The organism is Citrobacter sp. wls613, assembly GCF_005281195.1.
GTDB lineage: Bacteria > Pseudomonadota > Gammaproteobacteria > Enterobacterales > Enterobacteriaceae > Citrobacter > Citrobacter gillenii.
In genome coordinates this window covers 19,351-41,244 of the sequence record NZ_SZXN01000053.1, presented here as the reverse complement: position 1 = coordinate 41,244, position 21,894 = coordinate 19,351, and the positions used below count along the sequence as shown (strand labels likewise).

Here is a 21,894-nt window from a genome sequence, read left to right as displayed (position 1 = left end):
TTAAATCACGCCACCAGCAAGGAGACGAAGGCTAAAAACGCAAACCCAAAACCGGCCCAGGTCACGCGTGAAGTGGCGCAAAAACGCAGACGCGCCATGCTGTTTTCAAACAGGGCGATGACCAGCACGCCGAGGACCAGCTTAACGACAGCAATCACCAGCGCCAGCAGCAGCCCGCCCGCAGTGAAGGTTTCCATCTGCCCCCACGGCAGGAACACGCCGACAAACATTTGCAAAACGACCAGTTGCTTGAGGCTGATACCCCACTTGAGCACCGCAAAACCGCTGCCGCTGTATTCGGTCAGCGGACCTTCCTGCAGCTCCTGCTCGGCTTCCGCGAGGTCGAACGGCAGCTTGCCCATTTCGATAAAGGTGGCGAAGGCACAGGCACACAGCGCCAGAATCAACGGGATGCTACGCGCGGCAGGCCAGTGATAAATGGTATCGGCAATGTTGCTGATGTGGGTCGAACCAGCAACCTGCGCCGCCACCCACAAGCCCAGCAGCAGAATCGGCTCCACCAGTACGCCGAGCATCGCTTCACGGCTGGCGCCGATAGCGGTGAACGGGCTACCGGTATCCAGACCGGCGATAGAAAAGAAGAAGCGGGCAATGGCAAACAGGTAAATCAGCGTGATCAAATCACCCAGTTGCGGTAGCGGCGAGCCCACGGTCACCACCGGCAGCGCGGTAGCGATAGTCAGCATAACGCCCACCATCACAAACGGCGTCAGGCGGAAGACCCAGCTGGAATCCGCTGGCGCAATGCTCTGACGGCCCAGCAGCTTGATAATGTCGCGATATTCCTGCAACACGCCCGGACCGCGGCGGTTATGCAAACGCGCACGCGCCACGCGGGTAATACCGGACAACAGCGGCGCCGCGGCAAACAGCACCAGCGCCTGAATTAACGGATATAAAACACTCATTTTCAGGCTCCTCGTGAAACCACAATCACCACCAGCACCGCTAGCTCAATCAGCGCCAGGCGACGGAACAACACCGGTGCCGCCGCGTTCTGCCAGCCCGGAACCCAGGATACCGGGTTCAGCCATTTACGCAGTTTGAGTACCGGAGCAAAGGCTTCTTTAACCGGCATGGCAAAGCCGTGCGCAGTGATCACCATTGACTGCTCGTGATCGTAACCACACACCCACGCGGAACCGCGTGAACGTGACGGCAGGCGGTTGCCTTTGAAAATAGCCATGATGATGAACGGCAGCAGCGGACACGCGATCAGCAGCAGCGTGATCATCGGCTGAGATACGGTGGTATTCGCCGTTTCCAGCGGTAGCGGAACAGCGGCAGAAATCAGCGGCAGCAACCATGGGGCAGCAACGCCGCCAATCACGCAGCAGATAGCCAACGCAACCACGCTCACGCTCATCAGGATAGGCGCGCAGCAGGCGTTTTCCGCTTCCTTCGTGCGCGGTGCGCCGAGGAACGTCACACCGTAGACTTTCGCCATACACATCACCGCCAGCGCGCCGGTAATTGCCAAACCGACAGCCAGCAACGGTCCTAACAGACGACCGATGAACGCGCCGCTATTACCCAGCTTGAAGAAGGATTGATAGATAACCCACTCACCGGCAAAGCCGTTCAGCGGCGGCAGCGCGGCCATCGCCATCAGGCCAACCAGCATCGCCAGAGAAATCACCGGCATACGTTTACCGATACCGCCCAGTTTCTCGATATCACGGTGACCGGTGCGGAACCAGATGCTGCCTGCGCCCAAAAACAGGACGCTTTTGAACAGGCTATGGTTGACCAGGTGATACAAACCGCCGGTCAGGCCAAGTGCGATCAGTGCCGGTTGGTTAAGGGAAATACCGGTCACGCCAGCACCCAGACCCAGCAGGATAATGCCGATGTTTTCCAGCGTGTGGTACGCCAGCAGACGCTGGATGTTGTGCTCCATCAGGGCATACAGGCCGCCGATAAACGCGGTGATCATCCCCAGCACCAGTAGCGTAACGCCCCACCACAGCGGTGCATTACCGCCCAGCAGCGACAGGGACAGAATACCCAGCAGACCCACCTTCATTACCACGGTAGAGAACAGCGCCGCCGCCGGTGCACTGGCGTTGGCGTGTGCCTGTGGCACCCAACCGTGCAGTGGGATAATCCCGGCCAGCAGACCAAAGCCCGCCACACCCAACAGCCAGATGTCAGCACCGAGCGGCAGTTGCTGAGTGCGCAGGTCGAGCAAGCGCAGTTCCAGCGTACCGTAGCGCTGCCACACCAGATAGCAGGCGATCGCCAACAGCAGCGTACCGACACGACCCAGCGCAAACCACAGCTTGCCTTCTTTGCTGCACCCGGTCAGGAACACCGCACACAGCGCCATGATTTCCGCCATCACCACCAACGTGCCGAGATTACTGGCAACCACCGCGCACACCGCCGCCGCCATCAGCAGATTAACCAGCAGTCCGTTGGCTTTTACCTGCGGGTGACGGTGCCAGTCGATGTTGTACAGGCTGACGAACAGGCCGCACAGACCCAGCGTAATCAGCCAGATAGCGTTCAGCGGCGACATTTGCAGGCTATGACCGATAAACGGCATCACGCCGCTAACCGCAACGGCGCGGGTCAGTACGAGGAACCCCGCAGCCGCCGTACAGAGGCTACCCACCGCACCGCCGACACCGGCGATCCAGCCGCTTAACGGCTTATGAAACGAAAACAGAAATGCCAGAACCGCCGCCGCCGTAAACCAGGCCACGCCGCTGTTAATCAGTGAAATTGCGCTCATTTTGCATCCCCACTCTGAGCCTGCTGAAACAAGGTGAGATCGCCGAAGTCGGTATTGAACGTCAGCTCACGCTTACGTTTGCTGGCGCGGGCGATGTCCATATTGCTCACCAGATGCAGGGCTTGCGTTGGGCACATGCGCACGCAGGCCGGACCTTGTTCATCAAAGCTACACAAGTCGCATTTCACCGCAATGGCGCGAATACCCGGCACCCAGTCCAGCAGCGTGCTGACGCGAGCTGGCGCTGGCGGAGCAGGAGGCGCTTTTGACGTGTTGGCGTTCGCCGGGATATGCAGCGGACGGCTGCCTGAAAACTCAATGGCCCCAAACGGACAGGCGATCCCGCACAGTTTGCAGCTCACGCACAGGCTTTCATTCAGCTGTACGGCGCCGTCGACACGGTTAATCGCATTGACCGGACAAACGGTGGCACAAGGCGCATCTTCACACTGGTGGCAAAGCTGCGGCGCAGATTCTTTTTCATTTAGCATCACTTTCAGGCGCGGCATTGACTGCAGGCCATGCTGGCGATGTGTCTCTGAGCAGGCGGCTTCACAGGTGTGGCAGCCGATACAAAGAGTGGAGTCAGCAATTACAAAACGATTCACCAGGCATTCCTCAGGTGATAGTCATTTTTGACGAAAACATGTCTATCAAATGTCATTTTCGACACTTATCGACATGCCCATTCCCTAAACTGTCGTGACGCAGCATACGCACCGCATCATGACTTACGTGGACACACCCGAGGCTTAAACCGGGCTATGACCCTCTACCAGTTGGCTTAAATTCACTGGCATATTGTTTTCAACCGCGGTGTACAGGCTGTCGTAGACGCTGGCGATTTTTTCGAGATAGTGCTCCAGCACCTGTTCCCGATCGCGGTTGCTGATACGGTCATCGACCTTACCGTCGAGAGACAGTTGTGCCTGTGCAATCAACTGCTTATCTTCGCCATCTTTCGTTTCAACGTAGTACTCGATGGTATGGCTGTTAAAGCCGTCCGCCAGCGTGACGTAGATAACGAAGTGCTCAAACAAGACAAAGCACAGGTCCTTGTCCGGCGCGCAGCTCATCGCATGATGTAAACGCGCTTTCGACAGGGTGATCCCCTGTACCAGCGAGTTGCAATAAATACGCCACTGGTCCTGTAGGCGACGATGCCGTTCAGCGATGTAATCGGCTTTTTCGCTTATTTCCCAAATAGTCATGTCAGGTTACCCGTTTAGCAGAGACATTCAGCGTTAAGCACGTTTCATGCCAATATTTAATTACTTATATTTCATATGGATAAATAAATTACTGGTCGTGACGACATGTCATTTCGTCATCGTCGTCATTGTCACGGGTGAAAAAATCCAGTTTGGCATGTTTTTTGCTTTTATCCCGATAACAACATGGGAGGCGATATGCACGAAATAACCCTCTGCCAACGGGCACTGGAATTGATTGAACAACAGGCTACGCAACACGGTGCAAAACGGGTTACTGCGGTCTGGCTCAAAATTGGCGCATTTTCTTGCGTAGAAACCAGCGCTCTCGCCTTTTGTTTTGATCTGGTATGCCGTGGCACCCTTGCAGAAGGTTGTAAACTCCACCTCGAAGAACAAGAAGCCGAATGTTGGTGTGAAACATGCCAGCAGTACGTCACCTTACTGACCCAGCGCGTGCGCCGTTGTCCGCAATGCCACAGCGACATGCTAAGAATCGTGGCCGATGACGGCCTGCAGATTCGACGAATTGAAATAGGCGATGCTGAAGATTAAAGCTGGTGACAAAGTAGGCCGGATAAGACGTTAGCGTCGCCATCCGGCAAAAAGCGAGTAACAAGCAATAGATCAGGAGTGAGCGATGTGTACGACATGTGGTTGCGCTGAAGGCAACCTTTATATAGAGGGTGATGAACATAACCCCCACTCGGCGTTTCGCAGCGCGCCATTTGCCCCGGCCGCTCGTCCGGCGCTGAATATTACCGGAGTGAAGACCTCCAGTTTCACCCCGAGCCAAACTGAAGAAGGCGATTTACACTACGGCCATGGTGAGGCCGGCACCCACGCGCCAGGCATGAGCCAGCGCCGTATGCTGGAAGTGGAAATTGACGTGCTGGACAAGAACAACCGTCTGGCCGAGCGTAACCGCGCCCGCTTCGCCGCCCGTCAGCATCTGGTGCTGAATCTGGTCTCCAGCCCCGGTTCCGGTAAAACAACACTGTTAACCGAAACATTGATGAAGCTGAAAGACAGCGTGCCGTGTGCGGTGATCGAAGGCGACCAGCAGACGGTTAACGACGCCGCGCGTATTCGCGCCACCGGTACGCCCGCCATCCAGGTGAACACCGGTAAAGGCTGCCATCTTGATGCACAAATGATTGCCGATGCCGCGCCGCGACTGCCGCTGGCAGACAACGGTATTCTGTTCATTGAAAACGTCGGTAACCTGGTATGCCCGGCGAGCTTCGACCTCGGCGAACGTCATAAAGTGGCGGTGCTTTCCGTTACCGAAGGCGAAGACAAACCGCTGAAATACCCGCATATGTTTGCCGCCGCCTCGCTGATGCTACTCAACAAAGTCGACCTGCTGCCATACCTCAATTTTGATGTTGAACAATGCATCGCCAGCGCCCGGGAAGTGAACCCGGAAATTGAGATCATCCTGATTTCCGCCACCAGCGGTGAAGGCATGGATCAATGGCTCTCCTGGCTGGAGACGCAGCGATGTGCATAGGTGTTCCGGGTCAAATCCGCACCATTGAGGGAAACCAGGCCAAGGTCGATGTTTGCGGTATTCAGCGCGACGTCGACCTGACGCTGGTCGGTAGTTGTGATGAGCACGGTCAACCACGTCTGGGGCAATGGGTCCTGGTGCACGTTGGTTTTGCCATGAGCATCATTAATGAGGCTGAAGCGCGCGACACGCTCGAGGCGCTGCAAAACATGTTTGACGTTGAGCCGGATGTCGGCGCGTTGCTGTACGGCGAGGAAAAATAAATGCGTTTCGTTGACGAATATCGCGCACCAGAACAGGTGATGCAGTTGATTGACCACCTGTGTGAACGTGCCGCTCACCTCCCCTACACCGCTGAACGTCCGCTGCGCATTATGGAAGTGTGCGGTGGCCATACCCACGCTATTTTCAAATTCGGTCTTGACCAACTGCTGCCTGAAAACGTGGAGTTTATTCACGGCCCCGGCTGCCCGGTTTGCGTGCTGCCGATGGGCAGAATTGACAGCTGCGTAGAAATTGCCAGCCACCCGGAAGTGATTTTCTGCACCTTTGGCGACGCGATGCGCGTCCCGGGAAAACAGGGGTCGCTGCTGCAGGCCAAAGCGCGTGGCGCAGATATCCGTATCGTCTATTCGCCGATGGATGCCCTGAAGATGGCGCAGGAAAACCCGACCCGCAAAGTCGTGTTCTTTGGTCTGGGTTTTGAAACCACCATGCCGACGACCGCCATCACGCTCCAGCAGGCAAGACAGCGTGACGTGCAAAACTTCTACTTTTTCTGTCAGCACATTACGCTGATCCCAACACTGCGTAGCCTGCTGGAACAGCCAGATAACGGTATTGACGCCTTTTTAGCACCGGGTCACGTCAGCATGGTCATTGGCACCGATGCTTATAATTTCATCGCCTCCGATTTCCATCGCCCGCTGGTGGTCGCCGGTTTCGAACCGCTGGATCTGCTGCAAGGCGTGGTAATGCTGATTGAGCAGAAAATTGCCGACCACAGCCAGGTTGAGAACCAGTACCGTCGCGTGGTGCCGGATGCCGGTAACGCCCTGGCGCAGCAGGCTATCGCCGAGGTGTTCTGCGTCGATGGCGACAGCGAATGGCGCGGTCTGGGCGTTATCGAATCTTCCGGCGTTCATCTGACGCCTGACTACCAACGTTTTGATGCCGAAGCACATTTCAAACCGGCGCCACAGCAGGTGTATGACGACCCGCGCGCGCGCTGCGGCGAGGTGCTGACCGGCAGATGTAAACCGCATCAGTGCCCGTTATTTGGTAAAACCTGTAATCCGGAGACCGCATTTGGCGCCCTGATGGTCTCCTCCGAAGGCGCGTGTGCCGCCTGGTATCAGTATCGTCAGCAGGAGTGTGAAGCATGAACAGCGTACAACTCGCCCACGGTAGCGGCGGTCAGGCTATGCAACAATTGATCAATAGCCTGTTTATGGAAGCATTTGCGAATCCGTGGCTGGCGGAACAAGAAGATCAGGCGCGTCTGGATCTGGCGCAACTGATGGCTGAAGGCGACCGTCTGGCATTTTCGACCGACAGCTACGTGATTGATCCGCTGTTCTTCCCTGGCGGCAATATCGGCAAGCTGGCTGTCTGCGGTACGGCTAACGACGTCGCCGTCAGTGGAGCGATCCCTCGCTACCTCTCCTGCGGGTTTATCCTCGAAGAAGGTCTGCCGATGGACACGCTGAAAACCGTGGTCAACAGCATGGCGGCCACCGCGCGCGAAGCGGGCATTGCCATCGTCACCGGCGACACCAAGGTGGTGCAGCGCGGCGCGGCGGACAAACTGTTTATCAACACCGCCGGAATGGGCGCGATCCCCGCTACTATCCACTGGGGTGCACAAACCCTGAGCCCAGGCGATGTACTGCTGGTCAGCGGAACGCTCGGCGACCACGGCGCAACCATCCTTAACCTGCGCGAGCAGTTGGGGCTGGACGGTGAACTGGTCAGCGACTGCGCGGTGTTAACGCCGCTGATTCAGACGCTGCGTGACATCCCCGGCGTGAAAGCGCTGCGCGACGCCACTCGCGGCGGCGTGAATGCAGTCACCCACGAGTTTGCGGCGGCCTGCGGCTTCGGCATTGAATTGTCCGAATCATCCCTGCCGGTGAAACCAGCGGTACGTGGCGTCTGCGAACTGCTCGGTCTGGATGCGCTCAACTTTGCCAACGAAGGCAAACTGGTTATCGCCGTGGAACGCCAGGCCGCAGAAAGCGTGCTTGCCGCGCTACGCGCGCATCCGTTGGGCCGCGATGCGGCGCTGATTGGTGAAGTGGTGGAACGTAAAGGCGTTCGTCTGGCCGGACTGTACGGCGTGAAGCGAACTCTTGATTTACCACACGCCGAACCACTCCCACGCATATGCTGATATATTGCCCGGTGGCGCTTCGCTTACCGGGCCTACGGATGGCGTACCCTGGCCATCCGACAATAATTTTCAACTTATACCTATAATTCATTTACCGTTTTTGCACCGTTGGTGCTTCCTGGAAAAGCAATATGTCGTATACACCGATGAGCGACCTCGGACAGCAAGGCTTGTTCGATATCACTCGTACATTATTACAGCAGCCCGATCTTCAGTCTCTCAGTGAGGCGCTTTCTCAGTTGGTCAAGCGTTCGGCGCTGGCCGACAGTGCGGCTATTGTGTTATGGCAGGCGCAGACGCAGCGTGCGCGTTACTTTACGACGCGTGAAAATGGTAAACCCATCGATTATGAAGACGAAACGGTGCTGGCACACGGTCCGGTGCGCCGCATTCTGTCTCGTCCCGATGCCCTGCACTGCAGCTATCATGAGTTTAGTGAAACCTGGCCGCAGCTGGCATCCGGCGGGTTGTACTCCCAATTTGGTCACTACTGTCTGCTGCCGCTGGCGGCCGATGGGCGCATCTTCGGCGGCTGTGAATTTATCCGCCACGAAGACAGCCCGTGGAGTGAAAAAGAGTACAACCGCCTGCAAACCTTTACCCAGATCGTCGGCGTCGTGGCCGAACAGATCCAGAACCGGGTCAGCAACAACGTCGACTACGATCTGCTATGTCGTGAGCGTGACAACTTTCGTATCCTGGTCGCCATCACCAATGCGGTGCTCTCCCGCCTGGACATTGATGAGCTGGTCAGCGAAGTCGCCAAAGAGATCCACCACTACTTCGATATCGACGCCATCAGCATCGTGCTGCGCAGCGATCGCAAAAATAAGCTGAGCATCTATTCCACCCACTATCTGGATGAGCATCATCCGGCGCACGAGCAGAGCGAAGTTGACGAAGCGGGCACGCTCTCTGAGCGGGTTTTCAAAAGCAAAGAGATGCTGCTGATTAACCTGAGCGAACGTGATGCGCTGGCGCCTTACGAACGCATGCTGTTTGACACCTGGGGCAACCAGTTACAAACCTTGTGTCTGCTGCCGCTGATGTCCGGTAACACGATGCTTGGCGTCCTCAAGCTGGCCCAGTGCGAAGAAAAAGTCTTCACTACCGCCAATCTCAAGCTGCTGCGCCAGATTGCCGAGCGCGTGGCCATTGCTGTCGATAACGCCCTCGCCTACCAGGAGATCCACCGCCTGAAAGAACGGCTGGTCGATGAGAACCTGGCATTGACCGAGCAGCTCAATAACGTGGACAGTGAGTTTGGTGAAATCATTGGCCGCAGCGAAGCCATGTACAGCGTGCTCAAACAGGTTGAGATGGTGGCGCAAAGTGACAGCACCGTGCTGATTCTGGGCGAGACCGGAACGGGTAAAGAGCTGATTGCCAGGGCTATTCACAATCTGAGCGGACGTAATGCCCGTCGGATGGTGAAGATGAACTGTGCGGCGATGCCTGCCGGACTGCTGGAAAGCGACCTGTTTGGTCATGAGCGTGGCGCGTTTACCGGTGCCAGTACGCAGCGCATCGGGCGTTTCGAACTGGCCGATAAAAGCTCGCTGTTTCTCGACGAAGTTGGCGACATGCCGCTGGAGCTACAGCCTAAGCTGCTGCGCGTTCTGCAGGAGCAGGAATTTGAACGTCTGGGCAGCAACAAGCTGATCCAGACCGACGTGCGGTTGATCGCCGCCACCAACCGCGATCTGAAAAAAATGGTGGCCGATCGCGAATTCCGCAACGATCTGTACTATCGCCTGAACGTCTTCCCGATCCATCTGCCGCCGCTGCGCGAGCGCCCGGAAGATATCCCGCTGCTGGTGAAGGCCTTCACCTTTAAAATTGCTCGCCGGATGGGGCGCAATATCGACAGCATTCCGGCTGAAGCGCTGCGCACGCTAAGCGGCATGGAGTGGCCGGGTAACGTGCGCGAACTGGAAAACGTGGTGGAACGCGCGGTCCTGCTGACCAGAGGCAACGTGCTGCAACTGTCCCTGCCGGATATCATCACGCCGGCGCCGTGCACACCGCCGGTGGCGACCGAAGTTGCGCAGGAAGGCGAAGATGAATTCCAGTTGATTATGCGCGTGCTGAAAGAGACCAACGGTGTGGTCGCCGGTCCAAAAGGCGCAGCACAGCGGCTGGGACTGAAACGCACAACGTTGCTCTCACGCATGAAGCGACTGGGTATTGATAAGGATGCGCTGGTTTAACGATTGTGGCTGATGGCGCAGATGCGTATGCCTTTGTAGGCCGGATAAGGCGCAGCCGCCATCCGGCACACCGCAACATTATTTCTTAGGCTTAAATTTCTCTGGCAATTCCGGCACCGGGCGTTTGTCATCCATCAGATGACGCACGGTCAGGATCGGATGACGCCAGAGCATCCTCGGCCCGGCCCAGCGCATAATCTGCTTCATCTCTTCGCGTTTTGCAGGTTGATAACAGTGCACCGGACACTGTTTGCAAGCTGGTTTCTCCTCACCAAATACGCACTTATCCAGTCGTTTTTGCGCATAGGCAAACAACGCATCGTAATGCCCCGGCTCGTCTGAAGCCTGCGGACACTGGCTCTCATACAGCGAGATCATTTTCTGGATCGTCATTTTTTCACGTGCAATACGTTTGCCGGACATGATGCCTCCACATTTAAGTTGCATACATAATACACCTTAGTAATCCGCGGCACTATTACCTGAAGGTGATACATCCTTAGCACCCTACGCAAATAAGAATTATTTTCATTTATCATGCCTTGTGCTATATAACATAGCAAAGGCTATATTCGATGATAAATTAACCACTTTCTTGTGAGGGATACTATGCCGCGCCTGCCCCATCTGAAATCGTTTCTCCTTGCCTGCGTCCTGACGACGCTGACGCTGTCGCCTGCATCGGCGCAAGAAAAATTTAAGGTGGTCACCACCTTTACGGTGATTGCCGATATGGCGAGCAACGTAGCGGGTGACGCAGCCGAGGTCAGCTCCATTACCAAGCCGGGGGCTGAAATTCACGAATATCAGCCCACGCCGGGCGACATTAAACGCGCGCAGGGCGCACAGCTGATCCTCTCCAACGGTCTCAATCTGGAACTGTGGTTTTCCCGCTTCTACCAGCATTTATCCGGCGTGCCGGAGGTGATGGTCTCTGACGGCGTGAAGCCGATGGGCATCAGCGAAGGCCCCTATAACGGCAAGCCGAATCCCCATGCCTGGATGTCAGCTGAGAACGCGCTTATATACGTCGATAACATCCGCGATGCGCTGATGAAGTACGATCCGGACAATGCCACCATCTACCAGAACAATGCAGAGCGCTATAAAACGAAAATTCGTCAGACGCTCGATCCCCTGCATGCGGCGCTGGCAAAAATCCCGGCCGATAAACGCTGGCTGGTCACCAGTGAAGGCGCATTCTCCTATCTGGCGCGCGATAACGATTTGAAAGAGCTTTATTTGTGGCCGATCAACGCCGATCAGCAAGGCACACCCAAACAGGTGCGCAAAGTGATCGATGCGATCAGAACTCATCAGATCCCGACGGTATTTAGCGAAAGCACGGTGTCCGACAAGCCTGCCCGTCAGGTGGCACGTGAGTCCGGCGCACATTACGGCGGCGTGCTGTATGTCGATTCGCTGAGCGCTGCCGATGGCCCGGTACCGACCTATCTGGATTTACTGCGCGTGACAACGGAAACTATTGTCAGCGGGATTAACGCAGGTTTGGGGAGCCAGCCATGAGTCATTCAGCGATTTCCGTCAATCAGGTGACGGTGACGTATCGCAACGGGCACACCGCGCTGCGCGATGCCACCTTTCAGGTACCGGGTGGCTCGATTGCCGCGCTGGTCGGGGTCAACGGCTCCGGGAAATCAACGCTGTTTAAAGCGCTGATGGGGTTTGTCCGCCTGGCGCAGGGCGAAATTTCCATTCTGCAGCAGCCGGTCAGCAAGGCGCTAAAACAGAATCTGATTTCCTACGTTCCCCAGTCGGAAGAGGTGGACTGGTCATTTCCGGTGCTGGTGGAAGACGTGGTGATGATGGGACGCTTTGGCCATATGGGCTGGCTGCGACGACCAACCGCGCGCGACCATCAATGCGTGGATGCGGCGCTGGCGCGGGTCGATATGCTGGAATACCGCCATCGGCAGATCGGCGAACTCTCCGGTGGGCAGAAAAAACGTGTTTTTCTGGCGCGCGCCATCGCCCAGGACGGACAGGTCATTTTGCTGGATGAACCGTTCACCGGCGTAGACGTGAAAACCGAGGCCCGCATCATCGACCTGCTGCGCGAACTGCGCGATGAGGGGCGCACGATGCTGGTCTCTACTCACAATCTGGGTTCGGTGACCGAGTTTTGTGATTACACGGTCATGATCAAAGGGACGGTGCTGGCGAGCGGCCCAACCGACTCCACCTTTACCCCCGAGAATCTCGAGCTGGCGTTCAGCGGCGTCCTGCGCCATGTGAAGCTAAGCGGCGGTGAGCAGCACGTAATCACCGATGATGAACGGCCGTTTATTTCTCGACGTACGCCCAACGAGGGGGAATCACCATGAACTGGCTGACAGAACCGTTTGGCTACCAGTATATGCTCAACGCCATGTGGGTCTCGGCGATGGTCGGCGGCCTGTGCGCGTTTCTCTCCTGCTATTTAATGCTCAAGGGCTGGTCGTTAATTGGCGATGCACTGTCACACTCGATTGTGCCGGGCGTTGCCGGGGCCTATATGTTAGGGCTCCCCTTTGCGCTTGGCGCGTTTCTTTCCGGCGGGCTGGCAGCGGGCAGTATGCTGTTTCTTAACCAGCGTTCGCGCCTGAAGGAAGATGCGATCATTGGGCTGATTTTTTCCTCTTTCTTCGGCATCGGGCTGTTTATGGTGTCGCTCAATCCGATGTCGGTGAACATTCAGACCATTATTCTCGGTAATGTGCTGGCGATTGCACCGGAAGATATTCTGCAACTGGCGATTATCGGCGTCATCTCACTCACCATTCTGCTGTTGAAGTGGAAAGATTTGATGGTGGTTTTTTTCGATGAGAACCACGCGCGTTCTATCGGTCTGAACCCAGGCCGCCTGAAGCTGTTATTTTTTACGCTGCTCTCAGTTTCCACCGTTGCGGCGCTGCAAACTGTCGGCGCATTTCTGGTGATTTGCCTGGTAGTGACGCCCGGTGCCACGGCCTGGCTGTTGACCGATCGCTTTCCCCGGCTGCTCACTATCGCCGTCGCTATCGGTAGCCTGACCAGCTTTTTCGGTGCCTGGCTGAGCTACTGGCTGGACGGCGCGACCGGCGGAATTATTGTCGTTCTGCAAACACTGCTGTTTCTGCTGGCGTTTGTCTTCGCGCCAAAACACGGTCTGTTGGCCAACCGTCGCCGCGCCCGCCAGGTGAATAAGGAGTCCTCATGTTCTTAACCGCCCTGTTGGAACCCTTTCAGTTCAGCTTTATGGTGAACGCGCTGACCATCTCCGTTATCGTCGCCATACCCTGCGCGCTGTTGTCGGTTTTTTTGGTGCTCAAAGGCTGGGCTTTGATGGGCGATGCCATGAGCCATGCGGTATTTCCGGGGATCGTACTGGCTTACATCGCGGGCATTCCGCTGGCCATTGGCGCGTTTATCGCTGGGCTGTTCTGCGCGGTGGCGACCGGCTATCTCGATGATAACAGCCGCATCAAACGCGACACGCTGATGGGTATCGTCTTCTCCGGCATGTTTGGCGCAGGACTGGTGCTGTACGTCTCAATCCAGTCTGAGATTCATCTGGACCATATTCTGTTCGGCGACATGCTCGGTGTCTCGCTGGGGGATATCGCACAAACGGCGGTTATTGCGCTGGGGATTGCCCTTGTCATCGGGTTAAAGTGGAAAGATCTGTTGCTGCACGCCTTCGATCCGCACCAGGCAAAAGCCTGCGGGCTGAACACCACCCTGCTGCATTATGGTCTGCTGTGTATGATCGCGCTCACCATCGTCGCCACGCTGAAGTCGGTGGGTATTATTCTGTCGATCTCGTTGTTAATTGCGCCGGGCGCGATTGCAATTTTACTCACGCGCCAGTTTTCCCACGCCCTGATACTCGCCGTCGTCATGTCGATGGTCACCTCATTTATGGGCGTGTACCTGTCATTTTTCATCGACAGCGCACCGGCCCCGACCATCGTCGTCTTATTCTCCCTGCTATTTGTTATCGCCTTTATTTATTCCACTCTACGCGATCGCCGTTTAGAACGGCGACGCCGGCAATACGACCTCTAACGTGTGGGCACTCAGATGCCCACTTTCGTTATTAGAATACGCAATGACAATTTTATCAGCGTATTGAGCAACTCACTCCCTCTGAAACCATGCCATATTTACCGACGTTATTTATCGCGACGATAGTAACTATCACATCAGATATAAATAAATACAAACAGGTAAATTTTTATGAGCAAGATAAGCATGTCCGAAATATATTCTGAACCAGAAGCCTACGGATTACCACGTAAAGGTATTACACTTAATAGCAAGACTGCTGCATTGGTGGTAGTTGATCCACAAGTTGATTTTCTAAGTCCGCAGGGAATTGGCTGGGAAGTATTTAAAGACAGCATCACCGAAAACAATACCGTAGAAAACCTGGAAGCGCTGTTTAAGTTGGCAAAAGAACAGCATCTTCCTGTATTTGTCTCTCCACATTATTATTTCCCACATGATCATAAATGGGTATCGACCGCACCAGGCGAAACATTTATGCACAGCACGGGAATGTTTGATCGTCAGGGACCGCTGAACGTGGATAATTTCGAAAATTCAGGTGCTGACTTTATGCCGCAGTTTAAACCCTATATTTATGACGGCGAAACGGTCATTACATCACCGCATAAAATTTTTGGACCAGAAACCAACGATCTGGTGCTGCAACTCAGAAAACGTGGCATCTCCCAGGTCATTCTGGCAGGTATGGCCGCCAATCTGTGCATTGAATCCCATTTGCGTGAATTGATTGAGCAAGGCTTTGAGGTTGTCGTAGTTAAAGACGCCACGGCAGGGCCACGAATTCCGGAAGGTGACGGTTATCTCGCCGCACTCACCAACTACCGTATTATTGCTAATGATTTATGGGACACTGAAAAGACGATTGAAACAGTAATAGCCGCAGCTAAGTAACGACTATCGGCACCTTTCATATCATTATCTAATTGCTGTGCAGTTATCGCCAACAACTGCACAGAAAAATCAATAAAACGGAACCCCTCCATGAAGCTTAAGTTAAAGGTGATTGCGGCATGTATTTTACTTTCCATGTCCGTTTCAACCTCCGTGGTGATTGCCGCCCCTAATTCTAACGAGACAACCTACTTAGTTAATCGTGGTAACCCACAGTTAAAAGTAAACGGTAAATATATCGATCAGATGATTGCCGAGGTGATGGCGAAAAATAATCTGCCCGGTTTATCCATGGCGATCGTTCAGGCTCCGTATATCCCGCGCTCAGCTGGATATGGACTGGCAACACTCACCAATGATGAATTGGCTTCGACCAAAACTATGTGGGGTATCGGGCCAATCACTCAGGCTTTTACCGCCGTAGCGGTCATGCAGCTGGTAGAGCAAGGAAAATTAAATCTTAATAACCCAGTAAGCAAGTATATACCCGGCTTACCGGAAAGCTGGCATAACATTACGATACTGGAGTTAATGCAACACTCTTCCGGGATCCCCGACTTCAGATCCTTCGGCTATAAACAAGCGCAGAAATATACACCTGCGCAGCTGGTTGATCTTGTCAAAAATAAACCACTCGAATTTAAAAACGGTACTGATATCAACGCCAGTGCGACCGACTTTATTTTGTTAGGGATGGCTATCGAAAACGTCAGCGGGATGCGTTATGAAGACTTCGTTATCAAATACCAAATTGAACCATTAGGCCTGCAAAGCACACAGTTCGCGAAGGATATGCCAACGAAAGCCTATCTGGATCGCCCAACACCCGACAAACAACACAACCAGCACGCTAAATTTAAAGCAGAAATCGCCTACATCAACCCGGTTGAACCCGCAACCGGTTATGTCGCCGCGGGTGAAAAACTGGAGCCGGTCAGCGCTATCGCCACCAATAACCTGTACGCGTACGGCGGCTTGTGGTCATCAGCTGAAGACATCAGTAAATGGGACATCGGTCTTGCAGGCAGCACGCTAGTTAAAGATAAACAGCTGCGCGATATTATCTACAGCCCCGCAAAACTGAAAAACGGCAAAGTCGTGCCCGCTATGGCTGGCTGGGAATTTACCCGTCATCCTGGTTTCCTTGAAATCAAAGGAACGACCGCTGGTTTCAGCGCCTATCTGAGCCGCTTTACCGCCGGTGATGAACTGGTTTGCGTGACGATACTGACCAACAAAGAAGGTGTCGACATGACCCAGGTGGCACGTGATATTGCCGAAGCCTACAAAACCGGACTGAATTCTGGTTTAAATTCAGAGAAAATCAAAAATCAAGAGAGTAAATACTCTGTCGATGAGACTATTTCCCGACTGAAGGCCGTTCTGAATAGTGAAGGTGTTCCGTTATTCACCGAGATTGATCATGAGAAAAATGCCGAGGGCGCTGGCATGAACCTCAGACCAACGAAAGTCCTGGTATTTGGTAATCCTAAAGTCGGTACAAAACTGATGCAGGATAAACAGGGCATATCGCTTGATCTGCCGTTACGTGTTTCCGTCTGGCAGGATAAGATTGGTCGGGTTTGGGTTAGTTATGAAAACCTTGATGACGTGGCAAAAATTTATGGTATCCAGGACCAAAAGACCGTTGATAGTCTTGATAATTTCATGACTAATCTGGTCAGTCGGTCTGTAGATGTTTATATCCAGTAACTGGATATAGTATTCTCAACGCCCCCACGCTGCGAGGTCAGAACCTGCCCCGCAGCATATAAAGCGCTAATTTATCAGCCCCAGCTCAACAGCGGGCTGAGCGCTTCGCGCCCCACCAGCGCCCGTAACGCGGGCAGGCGACAGCTGTGAGCCAGCAGCGGAGGCAGCGCAAAAATGATGTCGCTGGAGAGCATGACATTCTCCAGTTGCCCCCATAAGTACCAGCCAGTATCAACACCACTTGGCGGAACAAAAAAATGCAAATGTCCGCCCTCTGACGGTTCATCGGCAATGCCCAGCCACTGGCTAAAGCGCGGGATAGCCGGTGAAACGTGCGTCACCCGCGAGCAGTTACGGACCTGGCTTGCAGGAATGTAAAACTCCTGCGTTCCCATGCGGATGCGCACGGCCGCCAGGTTAACGGGTTGCGTCATCACCACAGGTCTCCTGATAACGGTCAAATACCAGATTCAGATCCAGCAGGGTGAACCAGGTGTCGCCCACCTTGACCACCCCGACCGCAATCGGCTGTAGCGCCGGAGGCAGCGAATCACCGGGTAAATGAATCTGGCTTTCCACCACCTCAAGAACATCAATCAATCTGTCAATCAGGATGCCACTTTGCATCCTCTCACCGCAGCCAATCAGGATAGTCCGTTTTCCCAGGGCGTTAGCCACGGGGTTGTCAATCAGGCCGTCCAGCCTCATGACCGACTCCACGCGCCCGCGATAGTTGATCACGCCTTCAAGCATCGGCGGACAACAGGGTACCCACGAGATAGGACGTTCCGCGAGGATCTCTCTTATCTGCGCGCCGTAGAAAGCAAAGTTTTTATCCGCCAGCTGAAATAACACCAGCGTGCACTGCGGCTCATCGACGCTTTCACACTCGGGTTTCTCACCATGATTCAGCGCCAGGATCTGCTCCAGTTGTGGGCTCATGCCCTCTCCTTTTCTTCAGCGATACAGAAGGTGTTGCGGCCTTTTTGCTTGGCGGCATACAGCGCCTGATCGGAACGCTCACGCAGCGTTTCAATACGATCGCCAAACTGCCACTGCGCGATACCAGCGCTGAAGGTACTGTGAAAATAGGTATCATTAACGGAGAACGCGACCTGCTCGTAATCCTTGCGTAAACGTTCCACTACCAGGGCTGCCGTTTCGCTGGTGGTATTCGGCATGATGATGGCGAATTCTTCCCCGCCGTAGCGGCCCACGATGTCGGTGCTGCGTAAACGATGGGAAAACAGCTGCGAGATGCCGACAATCACCTGGTCTCCGACGACATGGCCGTAGGTATCGTTAATATTTTTAAAATGATCCAGGTCCACCATCACCATGCAGAACGGTTTACCGCTGTAGTTAGATTCGGCGATCGCGCTTTTAAGAAAGTGGGTGGTCGTCGAGTGGTTGTATAACCCACTCAAACTGTCCTGCGACATCCGGGCGCGCAGGGTGCGCATTCTTTCCGCTCGGATCGACACGGCATGGATCAATCCCTGAGGATCGGCCTGTTTGAGGATAAAGTCCTCCGCACCAATACTCATGGCGCCAAACTGCGCCGTCTTATTAGTTTCACTGGAAAGATAGGCAATCGGCAGGCCAATGTGCTGCGGGATCTGGCGGATCAGTTTGGTCAGATCCACGCCGCTAAACTCAGGCATGTGGTAGTCCATCAGTACCAGATCAATCGGCTGGGCGTTCAGCACATGCAGCAAATACTGAGGTTTCTCCAGCACATGCACGTCCATTCCCGCCATCCGCAGCATTTCCGCGTTGTATTCCGCGACCGCTGGCTCATCGTCAATCAACAGGATCTGATAGGGTTTCTTTAGCGACGGCTGGGTTAAGCGGTGAAGTTCCTGCACTAAATCGGTGATAGACGCCGGTTTAACAAAGTAGCCGTCGCAGCCCGATTTTATGGCGTTAATACGCGCCGTAAAGTCGCTGTGACAGGAGAGAAACAGCACCGGGAAAGCGGTGCCAACTTTCTTTTTCAGATCTGACATGGTCAGCGGGCCGCCGTAGGCGTTGTCCGGAAAGCTGACATCCATGATCACCACGGAAGGCGGTTGCGCCAGTACGGCCTGGGTAAAGTCCTCGGTATTCGCAAAGACATGGCAGGTAAAACCAAAGCAGCGCAGTTGGGTGGCGAGCAGTTCAACCTGATCGAGGTCATCATCGCACAGGTAGATCGGTTTACTGGTACGGCGGACAAACGCCTCCTCTGGACGCTCCTCAGGGTTCGGTAATTTGAAGCCTGTGTCGCTGATACGATGCTCAAGACTGAGCTGTTCTTGCGTCAGGGTATACAGCCAACGGAGGATCCTCCGCAGCTCATCGCAATGTAATGTGCATTGCTCCGGCTCGGTGAGTAATCGCTCACCTTCCGCGGAGGCAGTAGCGAGCGGAGCAAAGCCAAAAGATCCGGCAGACCCGTGAATACTGTGCAGCAAAATATGCAGCTGTTTACGACAAACCTCGCTGGGTTCGGCGACCAGTTGGACCAATAGCCTGTCCGCTTGTGCCAGCATATCGGGAATGCGGCGTAAAAACCCCTGTCTCAGCCGTGAGATTTTTTCCTGAGCGGCAGCCATAGCAAGGTGCTTATTTTCTTGTTTCATCGTGAGGTTTTTGACTTATTCAGTAGCAGGCTGCAGCAGCGCATTGACCGCGGCGCCGAGGTTTTCCGCCAGATTTTCATCTTTTTTCACCCAGCGATCATACGGCACATCGCTGGCCGTCACTTCATTGGCGCTCAGCAAAATAAACGGTTTAGACCAGCCCTGGGCACGCAGCAGCGCCAGCAGATCCAGCCCGCTGATCTCTGGCATATGCAGGTCGCTAATCACCAGATCGAGTGTTTTATCCGAATCCAGGCACGCTAAGGCAGAGATGGCGCTTTCCACAATCACCACCTCGTAGCCGTCCATTTCCAGGAAGACGGATGCCAGTTCAGCGGCAAAAAGATCATCATCAACTAATAAAATTCGCATCGTCTCTCTCGGTGTTGTGCCCTCAGCACAACAGCATTTTTAAGGTTTTTATCAGGCTGTCCTGCTCGAAATCGCCCTTGGCAATATAGGCATCCGCGCCTACCTGAATACCGCGCCGCCGGTCTTCTTCCTTGGCGCGGGAGGTCACGATAATAATCGGCGTGTGCTGGTAGTTTTTCTCGCCACGCAGCGATTTTGTGAAGGTAAAACCGTCCATAAACGGCATTTCGACATCCGTCAGGACCGCATCAAACTGGGTCAGTTTCGCTTTCTGCAAGCCTGACAGCCCATCTTCCGCCAGCGTCACCTGATAGCCGTGCGCTTCCAGTACATTCTTTTCTATCTCGCGGGTATTCAGCGAGTCATCAACCACCAGCACATGCCAGGCGTTTTGCGCCACGCTCACCGGTTTTACGGGCGTACTGGTTTGTCGCGATTGCTGCGCCATCGCCATTAACGCCGGAACTTGCAAAATACTGACCAGCTGGTTCTCCGGCGTCTGGACCATTCCGGATACCAGCGATTGCTGTTGCATATGCTTCGGTAGCGGTTTGATCATCATCTTGCGCTCATCGAGCAACTTATCGACCCGCAGCGCCATCTTGCTGTACTGATTCTGCACAATGATTAAGCGCTGCCCCGCCGGAGAGCGGCTTCCCTGACGTGCGTGTATACCGAGTAACAGGCCTGCGCAAACCACCGGAATAAACTCGTTATGCAAAATAATGGCCGGGCGTCCGGCAATATCGCTGATCCCTTCCGGGGTGTACTCCACCACCTCAACCACGTACTGAGCGGGCAACCCAAACAGGTGTCCCTGCTCTTCAAATTGCAGGATACGCATCATTGTCAGTGATACCGGCAGACGCAGCGTGAAACTCGTTCCGACACCTTGCCGACTGTACACCTGCAAATCCCCCTGCAAATCGGTTACCACCGTTTTGCGCACCACATCAAGACCGACGCCGCGACCGGACAGTTCAGAAACGATTTTGCTGGTTGAAAAACCGGGATGAAAAATAAGCTCATTGCACTCCTGCTCGGAGAGCTGCCCGGCCATCGACGCGGGAACCAGCCCTCTACTGACCGCCTTCGCGCTGATGGCCGGATAGTTCAGCCCACGGCCATCATCTTCCACCCGCAGTAATATTCCGCTGCCATCCTGCTGGGTAGTGATGGTGATCGTACCGCGCGTGGATTTACCGAGCGCCAACCGCTCATCAATGTCACCAATGCCGTGATCGACCGCGTTGCGCAGTAGATGCGTCAGCGACTCCGATAGCCGGTCAATAAGCTGGCGGTCAATCTCCACTTCCCCGCCCACAAAGCGGCAGACCACCTGCTTATTCAGCGTGGAGGCCAGCTCACTCACCTGCAATGAAATCGGCTCAAAGAGCGTGGAAAGCGGGAGCATGCGGATCCGCGCCGCCACGTCATACAGTTCAAACATCTGCAAATGCTGAACCTGTACGCTCTCTTTTAACTGGGCGCTGAAATCGCGGATCTGCTGACGAAGTTGCTCTGCGCTTAGCCCTAACAACCGCGGCACAATGTGACTCAGGTTCTGTATCTGCTGTTCCAGGCGGTCATGACCGGCGACCACTTCCCCCAGAATGTCGATCAGATCATCCAGCTTGTTGAGCTTAACGCGCACGAAGTCAGCCTGCTTAATGCCACCGTCCACGGTAATCGACGCCGCCGACGGCGCGGGTTTGTCCGCGTGAATAACCGCCTCCACCGCCAACGTAGCGGCTTCCCCACGGCTCGCACAGGCAAGACGTTCACACAGCCCCGCATCCGCAGGCGGCAGCTGGTTATCCCCTGCGCTAACAAAAAGCTGGGTCAATTGGTTTGAGAGATACTCCACCGCTTCATGAATCAGGTTGCCCAGCGCCCGGTCCGGCGTCAGTTTTTTTTCCCGCAGTTCGCTCAGGACGTCCTCCAGGTGATGCGTGACATCGGCGATACTTTGCAGTTTCAGCATCCGTGCGCCCCCTTTCAGGGTATGCGCGGCGCGAAACATCTCACCGATCCCGGCATCAGTATGTTCCCCAGCGGAGAGCAGAAAGGCCCCCTCGCTGAGCGTCTGCAAATGACCTCTCCCTTCATCAATAAAACGCAGAACGAATTTTTTCAGATCGATAGCCATAATCGTTCTTA

22 protein-coding genes are annotated in these 21,894 nt (G+C 54.8%); 12 read left to right on the top strand and 10 right to left on the bottom strand.

Annotated elements, in window-relative coordinates:
* Positions 1 to 5 precede the first annotated feature (5 nt).
* From FDX01_RS09205 to hycA, 4 genes are all read right to left on the bottom strand, one after another.
* Positions 6 to 929: a respiratory chain complex I subunit 1 family protein gene (locus tag FDX01_RS09205; protein WP_096755964.1), complete on the bottom strand. Its 924-nt coding sequence runs from the start codon at positions 927 to 929 to the stop codon at positions 6 to 8.
* 2 nt (positions 930 to 931) lie between these two features.
* Positions 932 to 2,758, bottom strand: a complete 1,827-nt coding sequence (gene hycC / locus FDX01_RS09200; protein ID WP_117343180.1) for a formate hydrogenlyase subunit 3 — start codon at positions 2,756 to 2,758, stop codon at positions 932 to 934.
* The gene (hycB, locus tag FDX01_RS09195; protein ID WP_096755962.1) at positions 2,755 to 3,366 is read right to left on the bottom strand and encodes a formate hydrogenlyase subunit HycB; all 612 of its coding nucleotides are present in this window, start codon (positions 3,364 to 3,366) and stop codon (positions 2,755 to 2,757) included. Before hycB ends, hycC begins: the two co-directional genes overlap by 4 nt.
* A gap of 144 nt (positions 3,367 to 3,510) precedes the next feature.
* Complete coding sequence (gene hycA, locus FDX01_RS09190) at positions 3,511 to 3,969, bottom strand: formate hydrogenlyase regulator HycA (RefSeq protein ID WP_096755961.1); 459 nt, start codon at positions 3,967 to 3,969, stop codon at positions 3,511 to 3,513.
* A gap of 198 nt (positions 3,970 to 4,167) precedes the next feature.
* Between hycA and hypA the strand changes: the two genes are divergently transcribed.
* From hypA to flhA, 6 genes are all read left to right on the top strand, one after another.
* Complete coding sequence (hypA, locus tag FDX01_RS09185; RefSeq protein WP_096755960.1) at positions 4,168 to 4,524, top strand: hydrogenase maturation nickel metallochaperone HypA; 357 nt, start codon at positions 4,168 to 4,170, stop codon at positions 4,522 to 4,524.
* 85 nt (positions 4,525 to 4,609) lie between these two features.
* Positions 4,610 to 5,482: a hydrogenase nickel incorporation protein HypB gene (gene hypB / locus FDX01_RS09180; protein ID WP_137399667.1), complete on the top strand. Its 873-nt coding sequence runs from the start codon at positions 4,610 to 4,612 to the stop codon at positions 5,480 to 5,482.
* On the top strand, positions 5,473 to 5,745 hold the full coding sequence (gene hypC / locus FDX01_RS09175; protein ID WP_096755958.1) for a hydrogenase 3 maturation protein HypC: 273 nt from the start codon (positions 5,473 to 5,475) through the stop codon (positions 5,743 to 5,745). Before hypB ends, hypC begins: the two co-directional genes overlap by 10 nt.
* Complete coding sequence (hypD, locus tag FDX01_RS09170) at positions 5,746 to 6,867, top strand: hydrogenase formation protein HypD (protein ID WP_096755957.1); 1,122 nt, start codon at positions 5,746 to 5,748, stop codon at positions 6,865 to 6,867.
* The gene (gene hypE, locus FDX01_RS09165; protein WP_137399666.1) at positions 6,864 to 7,874 is read left to right on the top strand and encodes a hydrogenase expression/formation protein HypE; all 1,011 of its coding nucleotides are present in this window, start codon (positions 6,864 to 6,866) and stop codon (positions 7,872 to 7,874) included. Before hypD ends, hypE begins: the two co-directional genes overlap by 4 nt.
* Positions 7,875 to 8,005: 131 nt before the next feature.
* The gene (gene flhA, locus FDX01_RS09160; RefSeq protein ID WP_115257620.1) at positions 8,006 to 10,084 is read left to right on the top strand and encodes a formate hydrogenlyase transcriptional activator FlhA; all 2,079 of its coding nucleotides are present in this window, start codon (positions 8,006 to 8,008) and stop codon (positions 10,082 to 10,084) included.
* Positions 10,085 to 10,162: 78 nt separating this feature from the next.
* On the opposite strand, the gene FDX01_RS09155 is transcribed toward flhA, so the two are convergent.
* Positions 10,163 to 10,507 (bottom strand): nitrous oxide-stimulated promoter family protein, encoded by a 345-nt coding sequence (locus FDX01_RS09155; protein WP_115257619.1) that lies wholly within the window; start codon positions 10,505 to 10,507, stop codon positions 10,163 to 10,165.
* A gap of 186 nt (positions 10,508 to 10,693) precedes the next feature.
* Here FDX01_RS09155 and sitA point away from each other — a divergent pair, with 186 nt between their 5' ends.
* The 6 genes from sitA to FDX01_RS09125 all read left to right on the top strand — a co-directional run bounded on the left by sitA (position 10,694) and on the right by FDX01_RS09125 (position 16,738).
* On the top strand, positions 10,694 to 11,611 hold the full coding sequence (gene sitA, locus FDX01_RS09150) for an iron/manganese ABC transporter substrate-binding protein SitA (protein WP_137399665.1): 918 nt from the start codon (positions 10,694 to 10,696) through the stop codon (positions 11,609 to 11,611).
* Positions 11,608 to 12,429, top strand: coding sequence for an iron/manganese ABC transporter ATP-binding protein SitB (sitB, locus tag FDX01_RS09145; RefSeq protein WP_115257617.1), 822 nt, complete (start codon positions 11,608 to 11,610; stop codon positions 12,427 to 12,429). The genes sitA and sitB overlap by 4 nt, the downstream gene beginning before the upstream one ends.
* Positions 12,426 to 13,289, top strand: a complete 864-nt coding sequence (gene sitC, locus FDX01_RS09140) for an iron/manganese ABC transporter permease subunit SitC (protein WP_048213040.1) — start codon at positions 12,426 to 12,428, stop codon at positions 13,287 to 13,289. Before sitB ends, sitC begins: the two co-directional genes overlap by 4 nt.
* On the top strand, positions 13,280 to 14,131 hold the full coding sequence (gene sitD / locus FDX01_RS09135) for an iron/manganese ABC transporter permease subunit SitD (RefSeq protein ID WP_137399664.1): 852 nt from the start codon (positions 13,280 to 13,282) through the stop codon (positions 14,129 to 14,131). Before sitC ends, sitD begins: the two co-directional genes overlap by 10 nt.
* A gap of 171 nt (positions 14,132 to 14,302) precedes the next feature.
* Complete coding sequence (locus tag FDX01_RS09130) at positions 14,303 to 15,025, top strand: cysteine hydrolase (RefSeq protein WP_137399663.1); 723 nt, start codon at positions 14,303 to 14,305, stop codon at positions 15,023 to 15,025.
* 90 nt (positions 15,026 to 15,115) lie between these two features.
* Positions 15,116 to 16,738 (top strand): serine hydrolase, encoded by a 1,623-nt coding sequence (locus FDX01_RS09125; RefSeq protein ID WP_137399662.1) that lies wholly within the window; start codon positions 15,116 to 15,118, stop codon positions 16,736 to 16,738.
* A 74-nt stretch (positions 16,739 to 16,812) separates the two neighbouring features.
* Here the strand turns inward: FDX01_RS09125 and FDX01_RS09120 are convergent, their stop codons facing one another.
* The 5 genes from FDX01_RS09120 to FDX01_RS09100 are packed head-to-tail and all read right to left on the bottom strand — an operon-like array spanning position 16,813 to position 21,883.
* Positions 16,813 to 17,172, bottom strand: coding sequence for a hypothetical protein (locus FDX01_RS09120; protein WP_137399675.1), 360 nt, complete (start codon positions 17,170 to 17,172; stop codon positions 16,813 to 16,815).
* A complete protein-coding gene (locus tag FDX01_RS09115) occupies positions 17,156 to 17,680 on the bottom strand; it encodes a chemotaxis protein CheW (protein WP_096755949.1) in 525 nt (174 codons plus the stop codon). Before FDX01_RS09115 ends, FDX01_RS09120 begins: the two co-directional genes overlap by 17 nt.
* Entirely contained in the window at positions 17,677 to 19,362 is a 1,686-nt protein-coding gene (locus FDX01_RS09110) for a diguanylate cyclase (RefSeq protein ID WP_115257615.1), read from the bottom strand. The genes FDX01_RS09115 and FDX01_RS09110 overlap by 4 nt, the downstream gene beginning before the upstream one ends.
* A 15-nt stretch (positions 19,363 to 19,377) precedes the next feature.
* Complete coding sequence (locus FDX01_RS09105) at positions 19,378 to 19,734, bottom strand: response regulator (RefSeq protein WP_135911512.1); 357 nt, start codon at positions 19,732 to 19,734, stop codon at positions 19,378 to 19,380.
* A 22-nt stretch (positions 19,735 to 19,756) separates the two neighbouring features.
* Positions 19,757 to 21,883 (bottom strand): response regulator, encoded by a 2,127-nt coding sequence (locus tag FDX01_RS09100; RefSeq protein ID WP_117343172.1) that lies wholly within the window; start codon positions 21,881 to 21,883, stop codon positions 19,757 to 19,759.
* Between the last annotated feature and the right edge of the window lie 11 nt (positions 21,884 to 21,894).

What these genes read in the sequence shown, in the direction of transcription:
- FDX01_RS09155 (WP_115257619.1), bottom strand. Translation starts at nt 10,507, where the DNA reads ATGTCCGGCAAACGTATTGCACGTGAAAAAATGACGATCCAGAAAATG.
- FDX01_RS09115 (WP_096755949.1), bottom strand. Translation starts at nt 17,680, where the DNA reads ATGAGCCCACAACTGGAGCAGATCCTGGCGCTGAATCATGGTGAGAAA.
- FDX01_RS09100 (WP_117343172.1), bottom strand. Translation starts at nt 21,883, where the DNA reads ATGGCTATCGATCTGAAAAAATTCGTTCTGCGTTTTATTGATGAAGGG.
- FDX01_RS09130 (WP_137399663.1), top strand. Translation starts at nt 14,303, where the DNA reads ATGAGCAAGATAAGCATGTCCGAAATATATTCTGAACCAGAAGCCTAC.
- hypC (WP_096755958.1), top strand. Translation starts at nt 5,473, where the DNA reads ATGTGCATAGGTGTTCCGGGTCAAATCCGCACCATTGAGGGAAACCAG.
- FDX01_RS09120 (WP_137399675.1), bottom strand. Translation starts at nt 17,172, where the DNA reads ATGACGCAACCCGTTAACCTGGCGGCCGTGCGCATCCGCATGGGAACG.
- FDX01_RS09125 (WP_137399662.1), top strand. Translation starts at nt 15,116, where the DNA reads ATGAAGCTTAAGTTAAAGGTGATTGCGGCATGTATTTTACTTTCCATG.
- hypB (WP_137399667.1), top strand. Translation starts at nt 4,610, where the DNA reads ATGTGTACGACATGTGGTTGCGCTGAAGGCAACCTTTATATAGAGGGT.
- hypA (WP_096755960.1), top strand. Translation starts at nt 4,168, where the DNA reads ATGCACGAAATAACCCTCTGCCAACGGGCACTGGAATTGATTGAACAA.
- sitD (WP_137399664.1), top strand. Translation starts at nt 13,280, where the DNA reads ATGTTCTTAACCGCCCTGTTGGAACCCTTTCAGTTCAGCTTTATGGTG.
- hycC (WP_117343180.1), bottom strand. Translation starts at nt 2,758, where the DNA reads ATGAGCGCAATTTCACTGATTAACAGCGGCGTGGCCTGGTTTACGGCG.
- flhA (WP_115257620.1), top strand. Translation starts at nt 8,006, where the DNA reads ATGTCGTATACACCGATGAGCGACCTCGGACAGCAAGGCTTGTTCGAT.
- sitB (WP_115257617.1), top strand. Translation starts at nt 11,608, where the DNA reads ATGAGTCATTCAGCGATTTCCGTCAATCAGGTGACGGTGACGTATCGC.
- hypE (WP_137399666.1), top strand. Translation starts at nt 6,864, where the DNA reads ATGAACAGCGTACAACTCGCCCACGGTAGCGGCGGTCAGGCTATGCAA.
- hypD (WP_096755957.1), top strand. Translation starts at nt 5,746, where the DNA reads ATGCGTTTCGTTGACGAATATCGCGCACCAGAACAGGTGATGCAGTTG.
- sitA (WP_137399665.1), top strand. Translation starts at nt 10,694, where the DNA reads ATGCCGCGCCTGCCCCATCTGAAATCGTTTCTCCTTGCCTGCGTCCTG.
- hycA (WP_096755961.1), bottom strand. Translation starts at nt 3,969, where the DNA reads ATGACTATTTGGGAAATAAGCGAAAAAGCCGATTACATCGCTGAACGG.
- FDX01_RS09205 (WP_096755964.1), bottom strand. Translation starts at nt 929, where the DNA reads ATGAGTGTTTTATATCCGTTAATTCAGGCGCTGGTGCTGTTTGCCGCG.
- FDX01_RS09105 (WP_135911512.1), bottom strand. Translation starts at nt 19,734, where the DNA reads ATGCGAATTTTATTAGTTGATGATGATCTTTTTGCCGCTGAACTGGCA.
- sitC (WP_048213040.1), top strand. Translation starts at nt 12,426, where the DNA reads ATGAACTGGCTGACAGAACCGTTTGGCTACCAGTATATGCTCAACGCC.
- FDX01_RS09110 (WP_115257615.1), bottom strand. Translation starts at nt 19,362, where the DNA reads ATGAAACAAGAAAATAAGCACCTTGCTATGGCTGCCGCTCAGGAAAAA.